Raw genomic sequence first — 17,822 nt, forward strand, 5'->3', positions numbered from 1 at the left:
CGCTATTTCGCACACAAACCCCAAACCACCCCAAATAGCGCAAGAACGTTGCGCTATTTACCGCCACGGCCGCTCCAACCTCCGCTATGAGCGCCACCGCAACCGAAATAGCGTAAAAACCTTACGCTATTTCGCGCACAAACCCCAAACCACCCCAAATAGCGCAAGAACGTTGCGCTATTCATCGCTAAGGGGGCGCTTCCCCGCCTTCTACAAATGCAGCTTACAAGCCTTGCTCGTGAGCTTATACGAGCGGATACGCTGATTACCCGCCGCTCGCTCCAGCATTCCGAGCTCAACGAGTTGATGCAATAGCTTGCGTACAGTTGGACCGCTTATGGCTAACACACGCCCCAGCTCCCTGGGGCGTATTGGAACAACTCGCTTGTGCAGCAAGGCCCACCGCAGCAGCTCGCGATGATAAGCGGAGAGTTCAGCTGTTAAGTTAGGGTGGCCGTGCTCGAGTCCATATAGTTTCCCAAGCAACTGCTGGATAAATTGCTGGCATTGCCGAGGCTTGTCCCGTACATCATCATAAGCAAAGCGTATGACGTGCCAGCCATCCAGGACAAGCTGGTTTTGCCTGAATCGGTCATCGCCGAATATGCGCCTTGAGGCGTTGCGCTGATGAGGGCCGTATCCGTCAATCTCAATCGCGATCCGATAGGGAGGCCTTACATAAGCAAAGTCAATAAATCGGCTGCCGTCGCGAAAATCATTGATCTCGTATTCCGGGTGCAAATAGTCGAAGCTCCCAACTGCATCCCACCATACGCTCGTTGCGAAAACTTGCTCGCTGAACCGCTCACCCTCCACTAATCGGCGTTTCCGCTCGCTTGTTGCTGCCCGCTTTGCCATGTGTGAAGCAAACCATGACTCATACTCTTTTGTTGCCAATCCTGACTCGTTCCTCAACGCGTTCTGCTCATCCCACTCGTTAATGTTCCTCATCTCCCATGACACCCCTCTGCAAAGTTTATAAAACCATACAAAAAACACCGCCATCCCAAGGACATTCGTCCAAAGGATAAGCGGTGTTCTTCACCTGCATATTCTGCATATTAAGCCTAGCTGGCTGTTAGTTACTTACTTGTCTGTTACTTGTCTGTCTTCCAGCTTGGCAAAGAGTTCACGTAGCTGTCGGACAGCTTGAGAAGCTCCAGCGCACGCTGGTACTCGTCTTCCGTTGCTTCCTGCTCGTTAACGCCGTCGCCAGCGAGAGGAAGATGCTTGCCGTCGTCATAGCCGCTGCCAGACATAAACAGCTCTTGGCTGCTTAAGAACGAGCCGCTCGGCAAATAATAACGTTGCGGAAGTACATTGTACGTCTGATTGAACAAGTCCTGGCCGAAGTGGATTTGGTTGTCGAGCGATACGCCAAGCAAGTTCGCCACGGTTGGCAATACGTCGATCTGACCGCCCAATTGGTCATATACTTTCGCTTCGGGAGCGGTAGGGTTAATAATTACGAGCGGGATGTTAATCATATCGGTATAACCGTATTCACGTCCGTAAATTTCAGCCATCAGCTCTTTGTCGTCGCGATCCAGCGAGTAGATCGGAAGGCCAAGATGGTCGCCGTACATGACGATCAAGCTGTTATCCCAAATACCGCGATCCTTCAAGTCTTGAATGAAAAGTCCTAGCGCATAGTCGGCATAGTTCTGGCCGCGAATGTAGTCGCCTACGAACGTGCCTTCATAGCGTTCTGGAAGCTCCATATGATACTTGTCTTCCGGTATCGAGAACGGGTGATGCGACGTCATTGAGATAACATGCGAGTAGAACGGCTTGCCGCTTTCGCTCATGCGCTCCAGCTCGGCTGCTGTTTTCGCGTACAGCATTTCATCGGAAGGACCGAAGAATACCGTATCCTCATGTCCAAAAAACTTCTGATCGTAATAACGGTCGAATCCAAGCGCCTTATAAAGCTCGCCGCGATTCCAGAACTCAACGACGTTCGTGTGGAAAGTAGTCGTATCATAGCCGTTTGCTTTCAGCAGCTTCGGCAAGCTTGGAAGCTCTTTGTCGGCATACATCTGCGTCGCTGCGCCGCGCGGCGGTATATACAGCGACGAGTTGACGACGAACTCGGCGTCGGATGTATTGCCTTGTCCAACCTGCTGGTAAAAATGTTTGAAATAATAGTTCTCATTCACGAGCTTGTTGAAGTTCGGCGTAATTTCTTTTCCGTCGATCGTCAGGTTGACGAGAAAGTTTTGGAAAGATTCCATCTGAACTATTATCAGATTTTTGCCTTCCGCCGATTTATAAAGTATAGGCTCAATTGGCTGTTGAGCGTTTTTGAGCGAATCGATTTTCGGCTGCGTAATTTGATTCGGGTCAACGTACTCGAGATCCTTGTTCGAGAAGATCATGTACGCTTCATAGTTGAGAATACCCATCTGCTCGGCCTTCACGATTTCATTCATGCTGGCGCGGTTAGGCAGGATATTGAATAAGCACAAGCCGATCGAAATCGTAAACAAAGCGACAACAAGACGTTTGTTTTCCTTCTTCGAGCTTTCCTTCTTCCAGTTGATCGCTTTTTTGCGGGCGAACAGGAGAACGGCCATAATGATGATGTCGGTGAAAATAAACAAATAGTATGGGTCCATCAGCGAGAACACGCTGTTCTTGACGGCAGTTACCTGATTGACCTGGGCCAAAGCAAAGTATGTGACGATGACGCCATAATACTTGTAATACATAAGCACGGCGAATAGTATAAGCGTCATTACTAGATTGGCAATCAAATAATAAACAAGCTTCCGCTTCGATGCGAACCATTCGATCAAGCAGAATACGATGAGCACGAACGGAACTTCCTTGAGTATTGTCGTCCACGATACGCCACCCTCAAAAACAACCATCCAAGTTAAGTAGCTTTTGAGAAGCAGAATAAACGAGAAAAATAGGATGGGACGAGTGCTCAGGATACGTTTCGTTGCTATAGATGACACATAATCGCCTACCTTTCACAGCAAAAACAGGCTATCTCTCGGAGTAGCCAGCAAGCTTCAAGTAATATAAATGTTTACGACTCATTTACAACCATTATGCTCTTTTTCAGCACGCAATGTCAAAGGCAAATGACCCCTCATTGTCCAATACAAAATTTACTGACATCATTATCATTTTCGGAATTATTGATGTTCTCATTATTTTCATTTAATCCTAACGAATGGAGTGTAACTTTTGGCGGGTTACACTAGTCTATAACTTTGTTATACAATAAGTATTCAGCATATACCATGAATGAATTAGAATTTTTAGGAAAAAAATAAATGCATGAGGTGCAATATGAAAAGACGAAGAAGAATAGGATTTATCTTATTATTATGCCTTCTCATCACAATCGGCTATTCCTTCGTGAAGACGGGAACGCTGGAGACGATGTGGGGCAATATATTCGCTAGTGACGGACAAGCCGAAGCCGATCCCGGAGAAACCGTGGTGCAGCCAAGCGACACCCCTGACGTTCAAACTGAAGATCCTGTAAGGACGCAGGAAGAAATGGTCGTCGTTGCCGAGCCGGACAGCGTAACGGCACTGGTTAATCCAGTCAATATGCTGCCTGAGGATTACAATCCAGCGGACTTGGTATATCCAGATGTGCGTTTCGTATTTAATGAAAAAATCGAGAAGCGGATGATGCGCCAAGAAGCTGCGGCTGCCCTTGAAGAGATGTTCGCTGCGGCAGACGCGGACGGTTTGCCGCTTGCGGGCGTATCCGCTTATCGTTCGCACGCGACGCAAACGTCGCTTTTTGACCGCTATGTGAAGAAAGACGGCCTCGAGAAAGCCAAAACATATAGCGCTGTGCCGGGTACAAGCGAGCATGAGACGGGGCTAGCTATTGATGTGACCGCAAGCGACGGCAGTTGCGCGGTAGAAGACTGCTTCGGCGATATGCCAGAGTCGGCATGGCTGGACGAGCATGCGGCGGATTACGGATTTATTGTGCGTTACCCGCAAGGCAAGGATGACATTACGACTTATCAATACGAGCCATGGCATCTGCGTTATGTAGGCAAAGAATTGGCGCAAGAGCTTGTGCAAAGCGGGGATACGCTTGAGGAGCATTACGGCGTGATACCGGTTAGCAAATAGGGAGCAATAGCAGCGACGCAAGGAGGACAAAGCAATCGGATCCAGTAGGTCAGGACAGCCGATCGCAGGCAGCCGCCTTGCGTCGCTTTCTCATTGTTAATGTAAATCGTCTTCGTGCGATTAAATCTTTGGTTCGAACGTTTTGCAGTCGGTTTCTTCGGAGTTGCTCGCTTGTTTGCCGCGGTTGCTGACGACATAGATCGATGATGCGCCGCAATGATTACCCGCTGCCCAGTACTTGCAGGAGTTGACTTCACATAATACATCCTTAGCCATTGATATTCACCTCCTCACCACTAGGATGGACAAACGATATATCGTTTTATACTTGAAGAGGTTGTTCAAAAAGTCCAATTTTGATCACGAAGTATATCAGGTAGCTTACTCGACATCGAATCTTGAATTCAGCCGGAACTTCCGATGCTCACGTAGCTTTTTGCTACGCTCCGCTTCTCATTTCCTAGCTTCTTTCAACCTTCTCGGTGCTGAAAACCGGACTTTTTGAACATGCATTTGAAAATCGACAGGAGCGATGGATATGAAGTTATATTTTAATCACGATGCCGGGGTTGACGATCTTGTATCGCTGTTTCTGCTGCTTCAGATGAAAAATGTTGAACTGACGGGCATTTCCGTTATTCCTGCAGACGGCTACTTGGAACCGGGTGTGAAGGCTAGCCGCAAAATCATTGACCGCTTCGGAAGCGCCGCTGCCAGTGATGGCATCGAGGTTGCGCGATCGAATTCACGCGGCGTTAATCCGTTTCCTGCGGAGTGGCGGATGCATACGTTCTATGTCGATGCGCTGCCTATCTTGAACGAGTCGGGAACGATGGTGACGGGCATAGCCCATCTGCCTGCCCATAAGCATATGATTCAAAAGCTGCGCGAGTCGGAGGAGAAGGTGACGCTGCTGTTCACGGGTCCGCTCACCGATCTGGCTAGAGCGCTGGACGAAGCGCCGGACATTGAGGACAAGATTGAGCGTCTCGTTTGGATGGGCGGAACCTTTAATGAGAAGGGCAATGTGCTGGAGCCGGAGCATGACGGAACGGCCGAGTGGAACGCTTATTGGGATCCGGAGGCGGTAGCCCGGGTCTGGGCAAGCAGTCTTGCCATTACGCTCGTTGCACTCGAAAGTACGATTAAAGTGCCGCTAACGGTAGCGGTGCGCAATCGCTGGGCTTCGTTGCGCAAGCACGAGGGTGTTGATTTCGTAGGGCAATGTTATGCTGTATGTCCGCCGCTTACCTATATGGAGACGAACTCCACGTATTATTTGTGGGATGTGCTGACGACGGCAGCCCTCGGCAACCCGGATCTTGTTAAGGTGAAGACCGTTCATAGCGCGGTTATTGACGAAGGACCTAGCCAAGGCCGTACGATCGAGAAAGAAGGAGGCAGACCGGTCAGCCTCGTCTATGACGTTGATCCGGACCGCTTCTTCGACTACATTACATCGCTTGCGGCCAGTGCGGTAAGCAACATATAGTTAGAACATGAATAAAGCCGCCAAGGCAGGAGGGATGCTCGGCATCTCACTGCATTGGCGGCTTTGTTATTGTCTCTTTAGTCTACCTCATAAATCGAGCCTGACTTGCTGGCATATAACTCGGCATACACTTTCTCGGCGTATGCGTCCGTCATGCCGGAGATGTAATCCGCCACGAAGCGCGGCCAACTCCATTTGCTGCGGTGATGCTCGAAGTTGTCGATCCAATCCGGCGGAATAAGCAGCCGGCCGTACTCGGGCACCTTGAAGCTGTCCCACAGACGGCGGATCATAATTTCGCTGCGCATTTGAAGACGCTGTACACGGAAATCCTTGATAAGCGTTACCCAGGCGAGCTTCTTCAATATTTCCATCGTGCGCAGCAGCTCGATGTCCTGCTTGCCGCCGTCCACGAACGTTACCTTCTTCCAGCCTTTGCCTTGATCGTCAATAATGCCGACCTTGCCGGCGAAGATGCTTACCCAGCGCGCCTTCATTTCGCGTCTTGCACGCGAAGGCTCACGGTCGCAGCCGACATACAACGCCTCCCATTGCTCGAAATAAGAACCGAGCACGCGCTTCACCATCGCTGGGATGTCGACCTGGTCCCAGCCGACGCCCATATTGCCCTTGTCGTTCACAATTTCTTGTACGAGATGGTCGATGAGGCGGCTGTCTTCGAAGAAGGCGCGGTTCATCTGAATCTTGCCGGCCCGAATACCGTCCTCGATATCGTGCGTGGAATACGCGATATCATCGCATAGGTCCATCAGCTGCGCTTCGAGTGTGGAGCAGCCTAGGGGCATATTCCATAGGTTTCGAAGCTGTTCGATCTCTGTCCATTCCGTGCCGTATACGCCCTTGAGCCTGCCAGGCTCGTCAAGCCCGTAAGGGTATTTGTTCACGGCCAGCAGCACGGCTGCCGTCAGATCGAGCCCGCTGCCGCTGCCCGCGCGTTTCTCAAGAAACATCAGGATTCGGAAGTTCTGCGCATTGCCTTCGTACTTAATGCCATATTCCTCGCTCAGCAGCGAATTAAGCACCTCTTCGCCTTTATGGCCGAATGGCGGATGCCCAAGGTCATGCGCCAGTGCGGCGATTTCCACAACGGCTGGCTCTAGCATAAGACCGGGATGCTCACCCAAGGAAAGAAAAGAATATTGCTTGCCGAGCCTTCGTGCCACCTCGCGCGCTATCTGCGACACCTCGAGCGAGTGGGTCAGCCTTGTGCGGTAATAGTCGCCCGAACCTGCGCCGAACACCTGTGATTTTCCTTGCAGTCTGCGGAATGCGGGCGATTGTATAATTCGTGAGTAGTCTCTTTCATATTCATCACGCTCTTCGCTGAATGTGCTAAGAGCTTGTTCGTCCAATCGGAGCTTTCGTAAGTCCATCATTGTTCCTCCCGTGCTGCTTCTGTCGCCGCCAGGGCCTTGTCAGCCTTCTACGCTTGATATTTATATCATACTTTATCATACTTTCAGACTTGAACATACTTCGGGCATAGAGTATGATCGCATTAACTTTTACTTGTGACTGAGGTGCAACAGATGTATGGCAATTATGCAGAATATCGTTTCGATCATATTGGTTCTTAATATTGTTTTGGCTATCACGATTATTTTCTTGGAGCGGCGAAACGCCAGCTCAACTTGGGCTTGGCTCATGGTGCTATTGTTTATTCCGGTTCTCGGCTTCGTTCTTTATTTGATTTTGGGTCAAAAGGTTCGCAAACGCAAGCTGACCAAACTCATGGGGGTTAATCAGCGTATTATTGAAGATACGGTTGATCGGCAGAAGCGCGAGCTGAAGAGCTCAGAATTTACGTTCTCCGACAGCGAGATGCAGCAGTATCAAGATATGATGTACATGAATTTGAATTCGAGCTTCGCGGTCGTTACAAACAATAATGCGGTCGAGATCTTCACGGACGGCAATCGCAAGTTCGATGCTCTGTTGCACGACATTGAAGGAGCACGGCATCATATCCATCTCGTCTATTATATCGTTCGGGACGATGAGCTGGGACGCAAGCTGGTTAAGGCTCTTGCAGCGAAGGCCGCCGAGGGTGTCGAGGTGAAATTCTTGTACGATCATATCGGAAGCTCCAATCTTCCGCGCCGCTTCTTCTCCGAGCTGCGGGCGGCAGGAGGCAAGGAGGCGGCTTTCTTCCCGTCGCGCATACCTTATGTGAATTTGAAGATCAATTACCGCAATCATCGTAAGCTTGCGATTATCGATGGCACTGTCGGCTATATTGGCGGCTTCAACATTGGAGATGAATACTTGGGTTTGAATGCCCATTTCGGCGAATGGCGCGACACGCATCTAAGAGTCGAGGGCAATGCGGTGCTGCAAATGCAAGCGCAGTTTCTCATGGATTGGAACTTGGCCGCTTCCGGTAAAATCGAGCTGGACAAGAACTACTTTCCGTATAGGGAAGAGCGGGTCGGCCATATCGATATGCAGCTTGTCGCTAGCGGACCGGATACCGAGTACCAGCAGATCAAGGACGCTTATATCAAAATGATCTATGCCGCCAAAAAAACGATCTGCCTCCAAACGCCGTATTTTGTCCCCGACGAGAGCTTGATGACGGCGCTTAAGATCGCTGCGCTATCGGGTGTCGAGGTTCGAATCATGCTGCCGCGCAAGCGCGATCACTTCTTCGTCTATTGGGCGACGCATTCGTATTTGGGGGAGCTGCTTGCCGGCGGAGTGAAGGTGTTCTTGTATGAGAAGGGGTTCCTTCATGCGAAGACGCTCGTTATCGATGGCCGGATTGCCTCGGTTGGAACGGCGAATCTGGACATCAGAAGCTTCAAGCTTAATTTTGAAATGAATGCGTTTCTATATAATACGCAGACGGCTGCCAAGCTGCAACGCATATTCGAGCAAGATATCGAATATTGCCAGCAGCTAACCAAAGAGCTGTATATGTCTCGTCCGCTTATGAATAAGTTCAAGGAATCGGTCTCAAGGCTGTTATCGCCTATCTTATAAGGTCTTGCAAACGCATAAAAAGGGATTCTGCTTATCGATGATAACCAGAATCCCTTTACGTGCACTTGCTACTATTATTCAATTTATTTTAACGCTCCAATCCCTTTGCATGTATTCATTATTTTCCGATCAATCCCTTTCGATAAGTACCGGATGACAAGCTCGATATCAACGATGGACGACTTTGCTTCCCCGCATGTCTTGGATTAACACTTCGGATACTCCTTTCCGCTTTTATGGAAGACATGCTTCGCTAACAGCCTTCAATGGACTATCCCCTCTCTTATGGAATTCGCCTCCGTAAGCGGCGAGTTAATCAAGATTCCCAAATGGACAATTGATATGTGATGCTTGCGGCTACCTCCTATCCGTTTGAGATAGGCTAAGTATATTCTATTTTTTTAATTTTGTAAATATTCAGATAATTAATTCGACAATATTTTTTTAACAATCTAGAATGCGCAAGTTAAAGTGTATTTCCGAGGCAATAAAGGTCGTTATAACGGTTATTGTGTCAATATAACTAAGTGTTGAACAAGCGGCTAATCCGGATAAAGTACCATAACCTTCAATTGACCAACTCTAGAAATAGATTTATACTTAGTCTAAATCATATTAACGAGAAGGTGATTCATAATGACCAAAATTAATTTAACGATACAGCGCAAAGCAATCTACGAAGTGGTGCAGCATGCTGAGGACCATCCTACAGCGGCCGACGTCATTGAGCGGCTGCGCAGCAAAGGCTTTAACTTCGCATATGGGACGGTATACAATTCGCTTCGGTACTTGACGGATGCCGGACTTATCCGGGAGTTGAAGCTTGGCGAGGCGGTTAGCCGCTACGATGCGCGGACGGAGGAGCATCAGCATATTGTTTGTTCGAAGTGCGGACGGGTTGATGAAGTGATGGATGAATTGCCGGAAGCGTGGATCAAATCGGTTCAATCGTCAACAGGGTATGCGATTGCGCACGCTCATGTCGTGCTTGAAGGAGTGTGCGGTCAATGCGCGACGAAGTAATCGTTAATACGGATATGGATGTTGTCGTCGGTGCATCGATGCTCGGGGCAATAGAAGCTGGTCAAGGCGGCGTGCTGTGTTCGCTAACGAAGCGCGTCATGATCATCAGCCCATTGCCTGAGCGGGTCAAAGGACTGCTAATCACTTTATCCGCTGAATGCTTCGATGTATTCTCGCTTCATGACTTTGATTCGAGCATGCTCCAGAGCTTGAAGCCTGAACTGCTCGTATATGATGCGATTCCGGTTACGCGGGCAGGGAGCAGCAACACGCTTCAGGACGGCGCTGCATTAATAGAATTTGCCGATCGATCCGGCGTTCCCGTTCTCGTGTTGACGGATCAGCAATCGTATAATCATAACGGCGGGGCCGCTCTTGGCGGAGCGGAACTGCTCGTATGGCCTGCCAGCCCGGACGAGGCGCTGAACCGAATTAATCAGATGTTAATGAATCGCCCAGCTGCAGGCATGTCTGATGAGACGATCGCGTTCAAGGATATTCGCGTAGACAAGAAGAAGATGACCGTCGTTCAAGGGACCAACCGGATCGACTTGACGAAGACGGAATACGATCTGCTGCTCTTCTTCCTGACGTCCGACGGCTCTGTTCTTACGAGGGAATCGATGCTGGATACGGTATGGGGGCTTCAATTCTATGGAGGCAGCAATGTGGTTGACGTTCATATAAAGAGTCTGCGTAAGAAGCTGAAGGACAGCGCCGTTGCGCCAAAATATATCGTGACGGTGCGCGGTGTCGGTTATCGGCTAGCCGATTAATTGCCTCCGCTTCATTCTTCATCTATTATTCATGAACCGTTCATGTTGATTTCATGACAGGTCACGCGCATAGCCTTATCATAAGTATATAAGATTTAGATCAAGTCTAAATATATAAATGATGAGGTGTGCCGTATGAACAATAATTTAACAACTAACCAAGGAACGCCGGTTGGCGATAATCAGAATTCCCGTACTGCGGGACAGCGCGGTCCGGCGCTGCTCGAAGACTACCATCTGCTCGAGAAGCTGGCCCACTTTGACCGTGAGCGTATTCCGGAGCGCGTCGTGCATGCCCGCGGAGCAGGAGCGCATGGCGTATTCCGTACCGAAGCTAGTATGAAAACCTATACGAGAGCACACTTCCTGCAAGCGGAGGGAGAAGAAACGCCGGTATTTGTTCGTTTCTCGACCGTTATTAACGGAACCGGCTCACCGGAGACGCTGCGCGATCCTCGCGGCTTCGCCGTCAAGTTCTATACGCAGGAAGGCAATTATGATATTGTCGGCAACCATCTTCCGGTCTTCTTCATCCGCGATGCGATGAAGTTCCCTGATATGGTACATTCGCTGAAGCCTGCCCCGAACACGAATATACAAGATCCGGCTCGCTATTGGGATTTCATGACGCTGTCGCCGGAATCCACGCATATGCTGACATGGTTATTTTCCGATGACGGCACGCCTGCTAATTACCGGGAGATGGATGGATTCGGCGTTCATGCCTTCAAGTGGGTTAATGAGAGCGGCGAGATCGTCTATGTGAAATATACTTGGAAGTCGCGGCAAGGTGTTCGCAACTTTACGGCAGAGGAAGCTTCTGCCGTGCAAGCCCAGGATTTCAATCATGCAACTCGCGACTTGTACGACTCTATCGAACTAGGCTCCTATCCGGAATGGGTACTGCATGTGCAAATCATGCCTGCCGAGCATGTCGATCGATATGCGTTCGATCCGCTCGACCCGACGAAAGTATGGCCAGAGGATATGTACCCGCTAATTCGCGTTGGCACGATGACGTTGAACCGCAATCCGGTCAATTACTTCGCCGAAGTTGAGCAGTCGGCGTTCTCGCCGAGTGCGCTTGTGCCAGGTATCGAGCCGTCGGAGGACAAGCTGCTCCAAGGCCGCCTATTCTCTTATCCGGATACGCAGCGTTATCGTCTTGGAGCGAACTACTTGCACATTCCGATCAACTGTCCGTATGCTCCGGTGCGCAATCATCAGCGCGATGGGGTAATGACGATGAAGGCCGATCCGTCTCCGGTTAATTACGAACCGAATAGTTCGCAGAGCAGTCCGAAGGAGAATGCGGCTTATGCCGATTCACGGATGCCGCTGCACGGCATGGCAGGACGCCAGCGCATCGATAAGACGGATGACTTCACCCAAGCGGGAGAACGTTACCGTTCGCTGTCTGAGAAGCAACGCAGCAACCTGATTTCTAACTTGACGGATGAGCTTAAGCAGACGAATGACGAGATCAGACTGCGCGCGATCTGCAACTTTTTCCGCGCGGACCATACGCTCGGAATGAAGCTGGCACAAAATCTTGGCGTCGATATTAGCGGTTTTATTCCGCGGGGCTAATGCCATATAAGGAAGACAACGATAAAAACGGGGAGTCGCTGATTCAGAAGCGGCTTCCCGTTTGTGTTTGCATGTGCACGGGCGGGAGGGGTATGATGGAGGAGCGGCTAAGAAAGCGCTGCAATTACCATATCCATATTGCGCATAAATTCAAGCGTTGGAGGTCGGATTCCGTTATGCAATACCGTCAAATAGGATCATCAGAGCTTCATGTGAGTGAGATTAGCTTCGGTACTTGGGCGATCGGAGGATCATGGGGCAATACGAGCGACGAAGAATCGCTTGCCGCACTTGCAGCCGCAATGGATGCAGGCGTCAACTTCTTCGATACGGCAGACGTATACGGCGACGGCCGCAGCGAGCGACTGCTCGCAAAGGCGACGAAGGGCAAAGAAGATTCTATCTACATAGCAACAAAGTTTTGCCGGGCAGGGGATATTCACGATCCGGCTACTTATTCGGAGGCGACGATTCGCGCTTATTGCGAGGCGAGTCTGAAGCGGCTGGAGAGGGAGCGAATCGACCTGTACCAAATTCATTGTCCGCCGCTTGCCATATTGAAGGACGGCAGTGTGTTCGGCGTACTGGACAAGCTGAAAGCGGAAGGTAAGATCCGCGAGTACGGCGTCAGCGTCGAGTCGGTTGAAGAGGGCTTGTTCTGTCTAGAGCAGCCCAATGTAAGAGCGTTGCAAATTATATTTAATATTTTCCGCCAAAAGCCGCTCGAGAGCTTGCTTGATGAAGCCCATCGCAAGGGCGCAGGCATCCTAGTCAGGCTGCCGCTGGCGAGCGGCTTGCTCACGGGCAAGTTCACGAATACGTCGACGTTCGAGGCGGACGACCATCGCCGCTTCAACGAGAACGGCGAGCAATTCAATGTCGGCGAGACATTCGCCGGTCTTGGCTTCGCCAAAGGCGTCGAGCTGGCCGAGCATCTCCGCTGGATCGCCGAAGGCCGTGACAATATGACGCGGGCATCGCTGCGCTGGCTGCTTGATCATGTTGCAGTCACTTGCGTCATACCGGGTTTCCGCAACGTGCGTCAGGTAGAGGACAACCTTGCGGCTATGAACGTACCGTCGTTCTCCGATGAGGAGATGGAGAGGCTTCGCGTCTTCTACAAGGAGCAGGTTCATCCGCATATCCGCGGCTCATACTAAACAAGAAGCAGGTATCCGCAATTTGCGGAGCCTGCTTGTTTGGTTATGCTCCACATTCCGTTGTGATGAGAAAAACTCCTATTGAAACATGTCGAGGATGAGCGTCCGCGTTTAAGCTGAAGTTTTTATCGCCAATCTGAATGATCTACATTACGCTTTATCGCTGTAAAGTACTTAAACATTCTGATGTGGTAAAATACAAGTACTAAATCTATTATTTGCCCGCCTCTTGATAGGGCGGAATCGGAGGTTAAGCAAGTTGTTTTGGTCTACTCCTATCGTTCAGCTCTTATCTGTATGCGTATCCGTTATCGCAGGCGTAACGCTTATTATATTGCGCATGAGGGCTGGCAAGAAACCTACTACGCTGAAGAAGATTATCATACCGCCGCTAGGCATGGCGACCGGCTTCATCATGTTCGTTGCTCCGATTACACACATCCCGTGGTTGTGGGGAGTGTCGGCCTTCGGTACGGGACTGCTGCTGTTCGCTTTCCCGCTTATCGTAACGACGAGGCTTGAGCGCGTGCAATCGGACATTTACGTGAGGCGCTCCAAGGCGTTTATCATCATTATTATTGTATTGTTCGCCATTCGTTTGGTTATGCATCAGGCAGTAGAGGAATTTATGTCGATTCCGCAGACCGGCGCTATTTTTTATTTATTGGCGTTCGGTATGATTGTGCCTTGGCGGCTCTCGATGGTGAGCGAATATTTGCGTCTGCAGCGGGCGTGAAGCAGTCATCTTCCATATTCAAACAGGAGATTCATTCCTCTGTGTAGAATGTTAGCATGCAACCGACTAGATTTGTTGCCGTATTGATAACTTAAGAATCGCAGGGAGGAAGGAAGAGAATAATGGATGCAAAATGGACCGATCGGGTTAAGCAAACTCACAACAAATTAAGAAAGCGGACACTGTCCGCGATCTTCCAAGAATTTGATAGCAAGATCATGATGCTGGAGAGTGACAAACGAGCTGAGAAGTACCGCAAAATGTCGGCGACGCCATTCTCTTTTTTTCGCGGGAGCGCGTACTTATTTTATTTTGACATAAGCCGTGAATGGTTTTCCTATCATACTTCGCCTACGCGTCCGACGTGGATTCAAGGCGATCTGCACTTCGAGAACTTCGGTGCGTTCCGCAATGAGAAGGGCGCGCTTGTGTACGATGTGAACGACTTCGATGAAGGTTATCTCGGTTCGTATCTTTACGATCTGCTGCGGATGTCGGTAAGCATCGCGCTTGTAGGCCGGCTTAAGGGACAGCCGATCGACAGCCAGTTGACGGCGATTGAGACGTATTTGCAAGGGTATTCCAAGCAGATGCGCCGGTTCGCGAAAGGCAAAGACGATCCGGGTTCGTACCAGATCGATCTAGAGCATGCTGAAGGGCCGGTGAAGAAGCTGCTCAAGAAGCTGCAGAAGCGCCAAGATCAGCATTTCTTGGAAAAGGTGACGGCGCTTGTGCAAGAGCATCGGCAATTCGCGTACAATGAAGAAATTTTGCCGCCTACGGACGAGGAGAAGGAAGCGCTGCTCGCAGCATGGCCGGAATATCTCGCTACAGTAGCGGCTGATGACGCGGAGGAGCTGCGGCATTTTCATATCAAGGATATTGCGGTGAAGCATGGCTCGGGTACAGCGTCGATCGGTCTCGACCGTTATTATGTGCTGATCGAGGCAGGCAATGAGGAGCTTGGCAGTGACGACATCGTGCTTGAGGTGAAGGAGGTCCGCGTACCTGTGCCGGCGTACTTCATGCCTTATGACGAGACATTCTGGTCGGAGTTCGAGCATCAAGGTAAACGGGTGACGATGACGCAGAAGGCGATGCATCATGCGGCAGATCCATATCTCGGTTACTTGACGATCGGTGAGCGGAACTTCTACGTTCGAGAGCGCTCGCCTTATAAGAAACGTTTGAAGCTCGAGTCGTTGGAGACGTCGGGAGATATGCTGTCGGTTACGGAAACGATGGGTCGCCTAACGGCGAAAATGCATGCACGCGCGGATGCCGATGTGGAAGGCGGCGTTCTCTCTTATCATAGCGAGCAGGAAATTGTAAAAGCGATGGGGCCGGACGAGGATACGTTCTGTCTGTCGATCGCGCAATGGGCGATTTCTTATGCGAATCAAGTGGAGCAGGACTATGCGTTGTTCGTCGAGTGGGCGGACGGCCGCAAATAGGCAAGTCAACGAAAGGGGTTGTCCCAAAAGCTTAGATGCTTTTTGGGGACAGCCCCTTATTGCCCGCTTGATCGGCCGAGTTTCCTCTGTAAGGCGAGCGCGCTGACTTTAAAGGTTATGGGACTAATAGAGGTTCAGTTTGACACGGATCATGCGGAGTGTTATGCTAAACAAGCCAAATGAATTGTATGCAATTAAATTGCTAACTATGAAACTAACTTTGCGGGAGGACTTTACTATGAGCGTATATTCTTATGAGTTGGAAACAATTAAAGGTGAACAAGTAACGATGGACAACTATAAAGGCAAGGTGTTGATTGTTGTCAACACGGCGAGCAAATGCGGATTTACGCCGCAGTATACCGATCTTCAGAAGCTGTACGAGCAATATAAGGATCAAGGACTCGAAATTTTAGGCTTCCCAAGCAATCAGTTCGGGGAGCAAGAGCCGGGCGCTAATTCTGATGTACAAAGCTTCTGCCAAATCAATTACGGCGTAACGTTCCCATTGTTCGCGAAGACGGATGTGCGCGATGAGACAGCTCATCCGCTCTTTGCCCATCTGACCGAGCAAGCGCCTTTTGCAGGCTTCAATACGGACGAGCCGAGCGGCAAAATGCTGAACTCGTTCTTGTCGGAGAAGCTGCCGCATTACCTTGAGGGCAACTCGATAAAATGGAACTTTACGAAGTTTCTCATCGACCGCGAGGGCAATGTCGTGAAGCGCTTCGAATCGACGGATGAGCCTTTGGACATGAAGTCCGACATTGAGAAGCTGCTGTAAAAAAGAATGAATAAGACGTAAGCGCAGAGCTTACGGCTTTCTAAGAAACCGTGCTAGGGTCGTTGTTGACCTAGGCACGGTTTTTTGTTGTTCTTTATTTTTTTAAAAATAGGTCCTGCTAGTTACGGACCATGGAGACGCTAATTGTGAGGTCTGGGTGGTTTCCGGGGTATTGAGGACTCTAGCGACTCTATCTGAACCAAACGGTGCCAATTAGTCTGTGAAATGAGCAATTAGCATTTTCTTAGTCCGTAATCATCACAAAAGCGGTGATATCGGCGTCTAAGCGTCGCTCGTGTCCGTTACAGTCAGCAGGACCTGACGTATTTGCGGTATAAGATGTCTTTTATCCATGTTACGTTTCGATCCAGCTTACGGCAACGCCTGTGCCGATGATACCGAGCAAGCTAAGGCTGCCTTTTACGTTAACGGTAAGCCATGTACCGGAAGGCAGGTTGAATCGATTCGGGAGGGCAAGGCGGAATGGCCCGGGATATACGGGATAGGACAGCAGCAAAGTGCCGCCTGTTATGCCGCTTGTTGAGGTGGTGGCTGTTGCAACGCTTGTCGTAGCGCTTGTCAAAAACAGATTGGCAGGAGTCGCAGCGGATGGAGTCGTTAGCGTGCCGCCGCTGTAAGCAGTCATTTGACCGTTGAAGCTGGACAGCAGGCTCAGCGACACGTCGATATATCCTCCTATGCTCTCTATGATGACTGTTCTGCCACTGGCAGACGGATTATTGATCCGAAGCGACACATCTACTGTTCCGCCTAATATTCCAAGCGAACCGCTGTTCGATCCTTGTACGGTAAAATGTTTGGCAGCAGCCGTGGCGCCAGTCCGAGGGGGCGCGGTTGTGCCAGGCTGTTCATAGGAATCGACTAATTGGCCATGGAGTTCGTCGTCAGAGCGATTAAGAGGATTGTTGTTCGGCATCTAATGTTCCCACCATGAAATATTCGAGCCTGCGCTAATCGCGCCTGGACCAACGGACAATGTGATGGAGCGATTGGGCGGAACGATGATGCCGCCCGTGAATTCAATTGTGAACATTCCCGCTGCAAGCGGCGATGACATGAACAGCGTGGGCGTGCCTGTTACGCTGCCGGCTGTCGTTCTTGCCGATGCAATGCTCGTCAAGGCGCTGCCGAAGTAGCAATTGAAGGGTGTTGGCGTCGTCCCGCCGCTCACTGTTCCCCCGGAATACAGATTAAGCGTGGCAGCGGCGCTCACGCCTCCTGATATACGTGAGATGTACAGATTTTTGCCGCTTAGGTTCGGATTCGTAATCTGAATGAGCTGATTCTGACCGGATGAGACGGCCAGCGTTGAGGTCGTAACCATATACAATCTTCCGCTGGTAGAGGCATCTCCTTCCGGCGGTGTGACGGAGGCAGGATCAACATAGGTGTTGTTAATCATCATGTACAGCGGATGGTTTTCGTTATTAAAGACGGCATTATTGGTCACGCGCGCACCTCCGTTTCTTTTTTCGTAATAGAGAAGATTTGAGATCTTGTTTATTAATATATGGCTTGTTCGCTAGATTCGATTGGGGAAATAACGAGAGAGACAAATATAGGTTCTTCCTTCTTGTTGTAAACGCCGTTTCGGGTTAGTAGCAGGTGGCATACAGTATCGAAGCATGGACAACGAGGGGGAGAGGAGGCGACGGTGGCTAAATCAAAAC

Annotated in this window: 16 protein-coding genes; 10 read left to right on the forward strand and 6 right to left on the reverse strand. The window is 50.2% G+C overall.

Going from position 1 to position 17,822, the window contains the following annotated elements; all coding sequences use genetic code 11:
- Window positions 1-210 precede the first annotated feature (210 nt).
- Both V8F51_RS28690 and V8F51_RS28695 read right to left on the reverse strand, forming a co-directional pair.
- The gene (locus V8F51_RS28690; RefSeq protein ID WP_337103935.1) at window positions 211-951 is read right to left on the reverse strand and encodes a DNA-binding response regulator; all 741 of its coding nucleotides are present in this window, start codon (window positions 949-951) and stop codon (window positions 211-213) included.
- A gap of 146 nt (window positions 952-1,097) precedes the next feature.
- Window positions 1,098-2,963 carry an LTA synthase family protein gene (locus V8F51_RS28695; RefSeq protein ID WP_442956505.1) on the reverse strand — a complete coding sequence of 622 codons (1,866 nt, stop codon included), beginning with the start codon at window positions 2,961-2,963 and terminating at the stop codon, window positions 1,098-1,100.
- A gap of 340 nt (window positions 2,964-3,303) precedes the next feature.
- On the opposite strand from V8F51_RS28695, the gene V8F51_RS28700 reads away from it, so the two are divergent.
- Entirely contained in the window at window positions 3,304-4,113 is an 810-nt protein-coding gene (locus tag V8F51_RS28700) for a M15 family metallopeptidase (RefSeq protein ID WP_337103937.1), read from the forward strand.
- 120 nt (window positions 4,114-4,233) lie between these two features.
- On the opposite strand, the gene V8F51_RS28705 is transcribed toward V8F51_RS28700, so the two are convergent.
- The gene (locus V8F51_RS28705) at window positions 4,234-4,389 is read right to left on the reverse strand and encodes a DUF1540 domain-containing protein (protein ID WP_337103938.1); all 156 of its coding nucleotides are present in this window, start codon (window positions 4,387-4,389) and stop codon (window positions 4,234-4,236) included.
- Between the two features lie 256 nt (window positions 4,390-4,645).
- Here V8F51_RS28705 and V8F51_RS28710 point away from each other — a divergent pair, with 256 nt between their 5' ends.
- Window positions 4,646-5,605: a nucleoside hydrolase gene (locus tag V8F51_RS28710; RefSeq protein ID WP_337103939.1), complete on the forward strand. Its 960-nt coding sequence runs from the start codon at window positions 4,646-4,648 to the stop codon at window positions 5,603-5,605.
- 77 nt (window positions 5,606-5,682) lie between these two features.
- On the opposite strand, the gene V8F51_RS28715 is transcribed toward V8F51_RS28710, so the two are convergent.
- Window positions 5,683-6,999 (reverse strand): deoxyguanosinetriphosphate triphosphohydrolase family protein, encoded by a 1,317-nt coding sequence (locus V8F51_RS28715; protein WP_337103940.1) that lies wholly within the window; start codon window positions 6,997-6,999, stop codon window positions 5,683-5,685.
- A gap of 160 nt (window positions 7,000-7,159) precedes the next feature.
- Between V8F51_RS28715 and cls the strand changes: the two genes are divergently transcribed.
- From cls to V8F51_RS28755, 8 genes are all read left to right on the forward strand, one after another.
- On the forward strand, window positions 7,160-8,608 hold the full coding sequence (gene cls / locus V8F51_RS28720; protein ID WP_337103941.1) for a cardiolipin synthase: 1,449 nt from the start codon (window positions 7,160-7,162) through the stop codon (window positions 8,606-8,608).
- A 636-nt stretch (window positions 8,609-9,244) separates the two neighbouring features.
- Window positions 9,245-9,631 carry a Fur family transcriptional regulator gene (locus tag V8F51_RS28725; RefSeq protein WP_337103942.1) on the forward strand — a complete coding sequence of 129 codons (387 nt, stop codon included), beginning with the start codon at window positions 9,245-9,247 and terminating at the stop codon, window positions 9,629-9,631.
- Window positions 9,616-10,407: a response regulator transcription factor gene (locus V8F51_RS28730; RefSeq protein ID WP_337103943.1), complete on the forward strand. Its 792-nt coding sequence runs from the start codon at window positions 9,616-9,618 to the stop codon at window positions 10,405-10,407. Before V8F51_RS28725 ends, V8F51_RS28730 begins: the two co-directional genes overlap by 16 nt.
- A gap of 135 nt (window positions 10,408-10,542) precedes the next feature.
- Window positions 10,543-11,997 carry a catalase gene (locus tag V8F51_RS28735; RefSeq protein ID WP_337103944.1) on the forward strand — a complete coding sequence of 485 codons (1,455 nt, stop codon included), beginning with the start codon at window positions 10,543-10,545 and terminating at the stop codon, window positions 11,995-11,997.
- A 176-nt stretch (window positions 11,998-12,173) separates the two neighbouring features.
- On the forward strand, window positions 12,174-13,157 hold the full coding sequence (locus tag V8F51_RS28740; RefSeq protein ID WP_337103987.1) for an aldo/keto reductase: 984 nt from the start codon (window positions 12,174-12,176) through the stop codon (window positions 13,155-13,157).
- A 259-nt stretch (window positions 13,158-13,416) separates the two neighbouring features.
- Entirely contained in the window at window positions 13,417-13,893 is a 477-nt protein-coding gene (locus V8F51_RS28745; RefSeq protein WP_337103945.1) for a CcdC family protein, read from the forward strand.
- 122 nt (window positions 13,894-14,015) lie between these two features.
- Window positions 14,016-15,347, forward strand: a complete 1,332-nt coding sequence (locus tag V8F51_RS28750; protein ID WP_337103946.1) for a DUF2252 domain-containing protein — start codon at window positions 14,016-14,018, stop codon at window positions 15,345-15,347.
- Window positions 15,348-15,585: 238 nt separating this feature from the next.
- Window positions 15,586-16,131, forward strand: a complete 546-nt coding sequence (locus tag V8F51_RS28755) for a glutathione peroxidase (protein WP_337103947.1) — start codon at window positions 15,586-15,588, stop codon at window positions 16,129-16,131.
- A 355-nt stretch (window positions 16,132-16,486) separates the two neighbouring features.
- On the opposite strand, the gene V8F51_RS28760 is transcribed toward V8F51_RS28755, so the two are convergent.
- Complete coding sequence (locus tag V8F51_RS28760; protein ID WP_337103948.1) at window positions 16,487-17,068, reverse strand: hypothetical protein; 582 nt, start codon at window positions 17,066-17,068, stop codon at window positions 16,487-16,489.
- Window positions 17,069-17,602 (reverse strand): hypothetical protein, encoded by a 534-nt coding sequence (locus V8F51_RS28765; protein ID WP_337103949.1) that lies wholly within the window; start codon window positions 17,600-17,602, stop codon window positions 17,069-17,071.
- Window positions 17,603-17,822 lie beyond the last annotated feature (220 nt).

The organism is Paenibacillus sp. YIM B09110 (genome assembly GCF_037167145.1).
Lineage (GTDB): Bacteria > Bacillota > Bacilli > Paenibacillales > Paenibacillaceae > Pristimantibacillus.

Bases quoted from the DNA above. Each gene is read 5' to 3' on its own strand.
- V8F51_RS28690 (WP_337103935.1), bottom strand. From the start codon at position 951: ATGAGGAACATTAACGAGTGGGATGAGCAGAACGCGTTGAGGAACGAG.
- V8F51_RS28700 (WP_337103937.1), top strand. From the start codon at position 3,304: ATGAAAAGACGAAGAAGAATAGGATTTATCTTATTATTATGCCTTCTC.
- V8F51_RS28705 (WP_337103938.1), bottom strand. From the start codon at position 4,389: ATGGCTAAGGATGTATTATGTGAAGTCAACTCCTGCAAGTACTGGGCA.
- V8F51_RS28710 (WP_337103939.1), top strand. From the start codon at position 4,646: ATGGATATGAAGTTATATTTTAATCACGATGCCGGGGTTGACGATCTT.
- V8F51_RS28715 (WP_337103940.1), bottom strand. From the start codon at position 6,999: ATGGACTTACGAAAGCTCCGATTGGACGAACAAGCTCTTAGCACATTC.
- cls (WP_337103941.1), top strand. From the start codon at position 7,160: ATGGCAATTATGCAGAATATCGTTTCGATCATATTGGTTCTTAATATT.
- V8F51_RS28725 (WP_337103942.1), top strand. From the start codon at position 9,245: ATGACCAAAATTAATTTAACGATACAGCGCAAAGCAATCTACGAAGTG.
- V8F51_RS28730 (WP_337103943.1), top strand. From the start codon at position 9,616: ATGCGCGACGAAGTAATCGTTAATACGGATATGGATGTTGTCGTCGGT.
- V8F51_RS28735 (WP_337103944.1), top strand. From the start codon at position 10,543: ATGAACAATAATTTAACAACTAACCAAGGAACGCCGGTTGGCGATAAT.
- V8F51_RS28740 (WP_337103987.1), top strand. From the start codon at position 12,174: ATGCAATACCGTCAAATAGGATCATCAGAGCTTCATGTGAGTGAGATT.
- V8F51_RS28750 (WP_337103946.1), top strand. From the start codon at position 14,016: ATGGATGCAAAATGGACCGATCGGGTTAAGCAAACTCACAACAAATTA.
- V8F51_RS28755 (WP_337103947.1), top strand. From the start codon at position 15,586: ATGAGCGTATATTCTTATGAGTTGGAAACAATTAAAGGTGAACAAGTA.
- V8F51_RS28760 (WP_337103948.1), bottom strand. From the start codon at position 17,068: ATGCCGAACAACAATCCTCTTAATCGCTCTGACGACGAACTCCATGGC.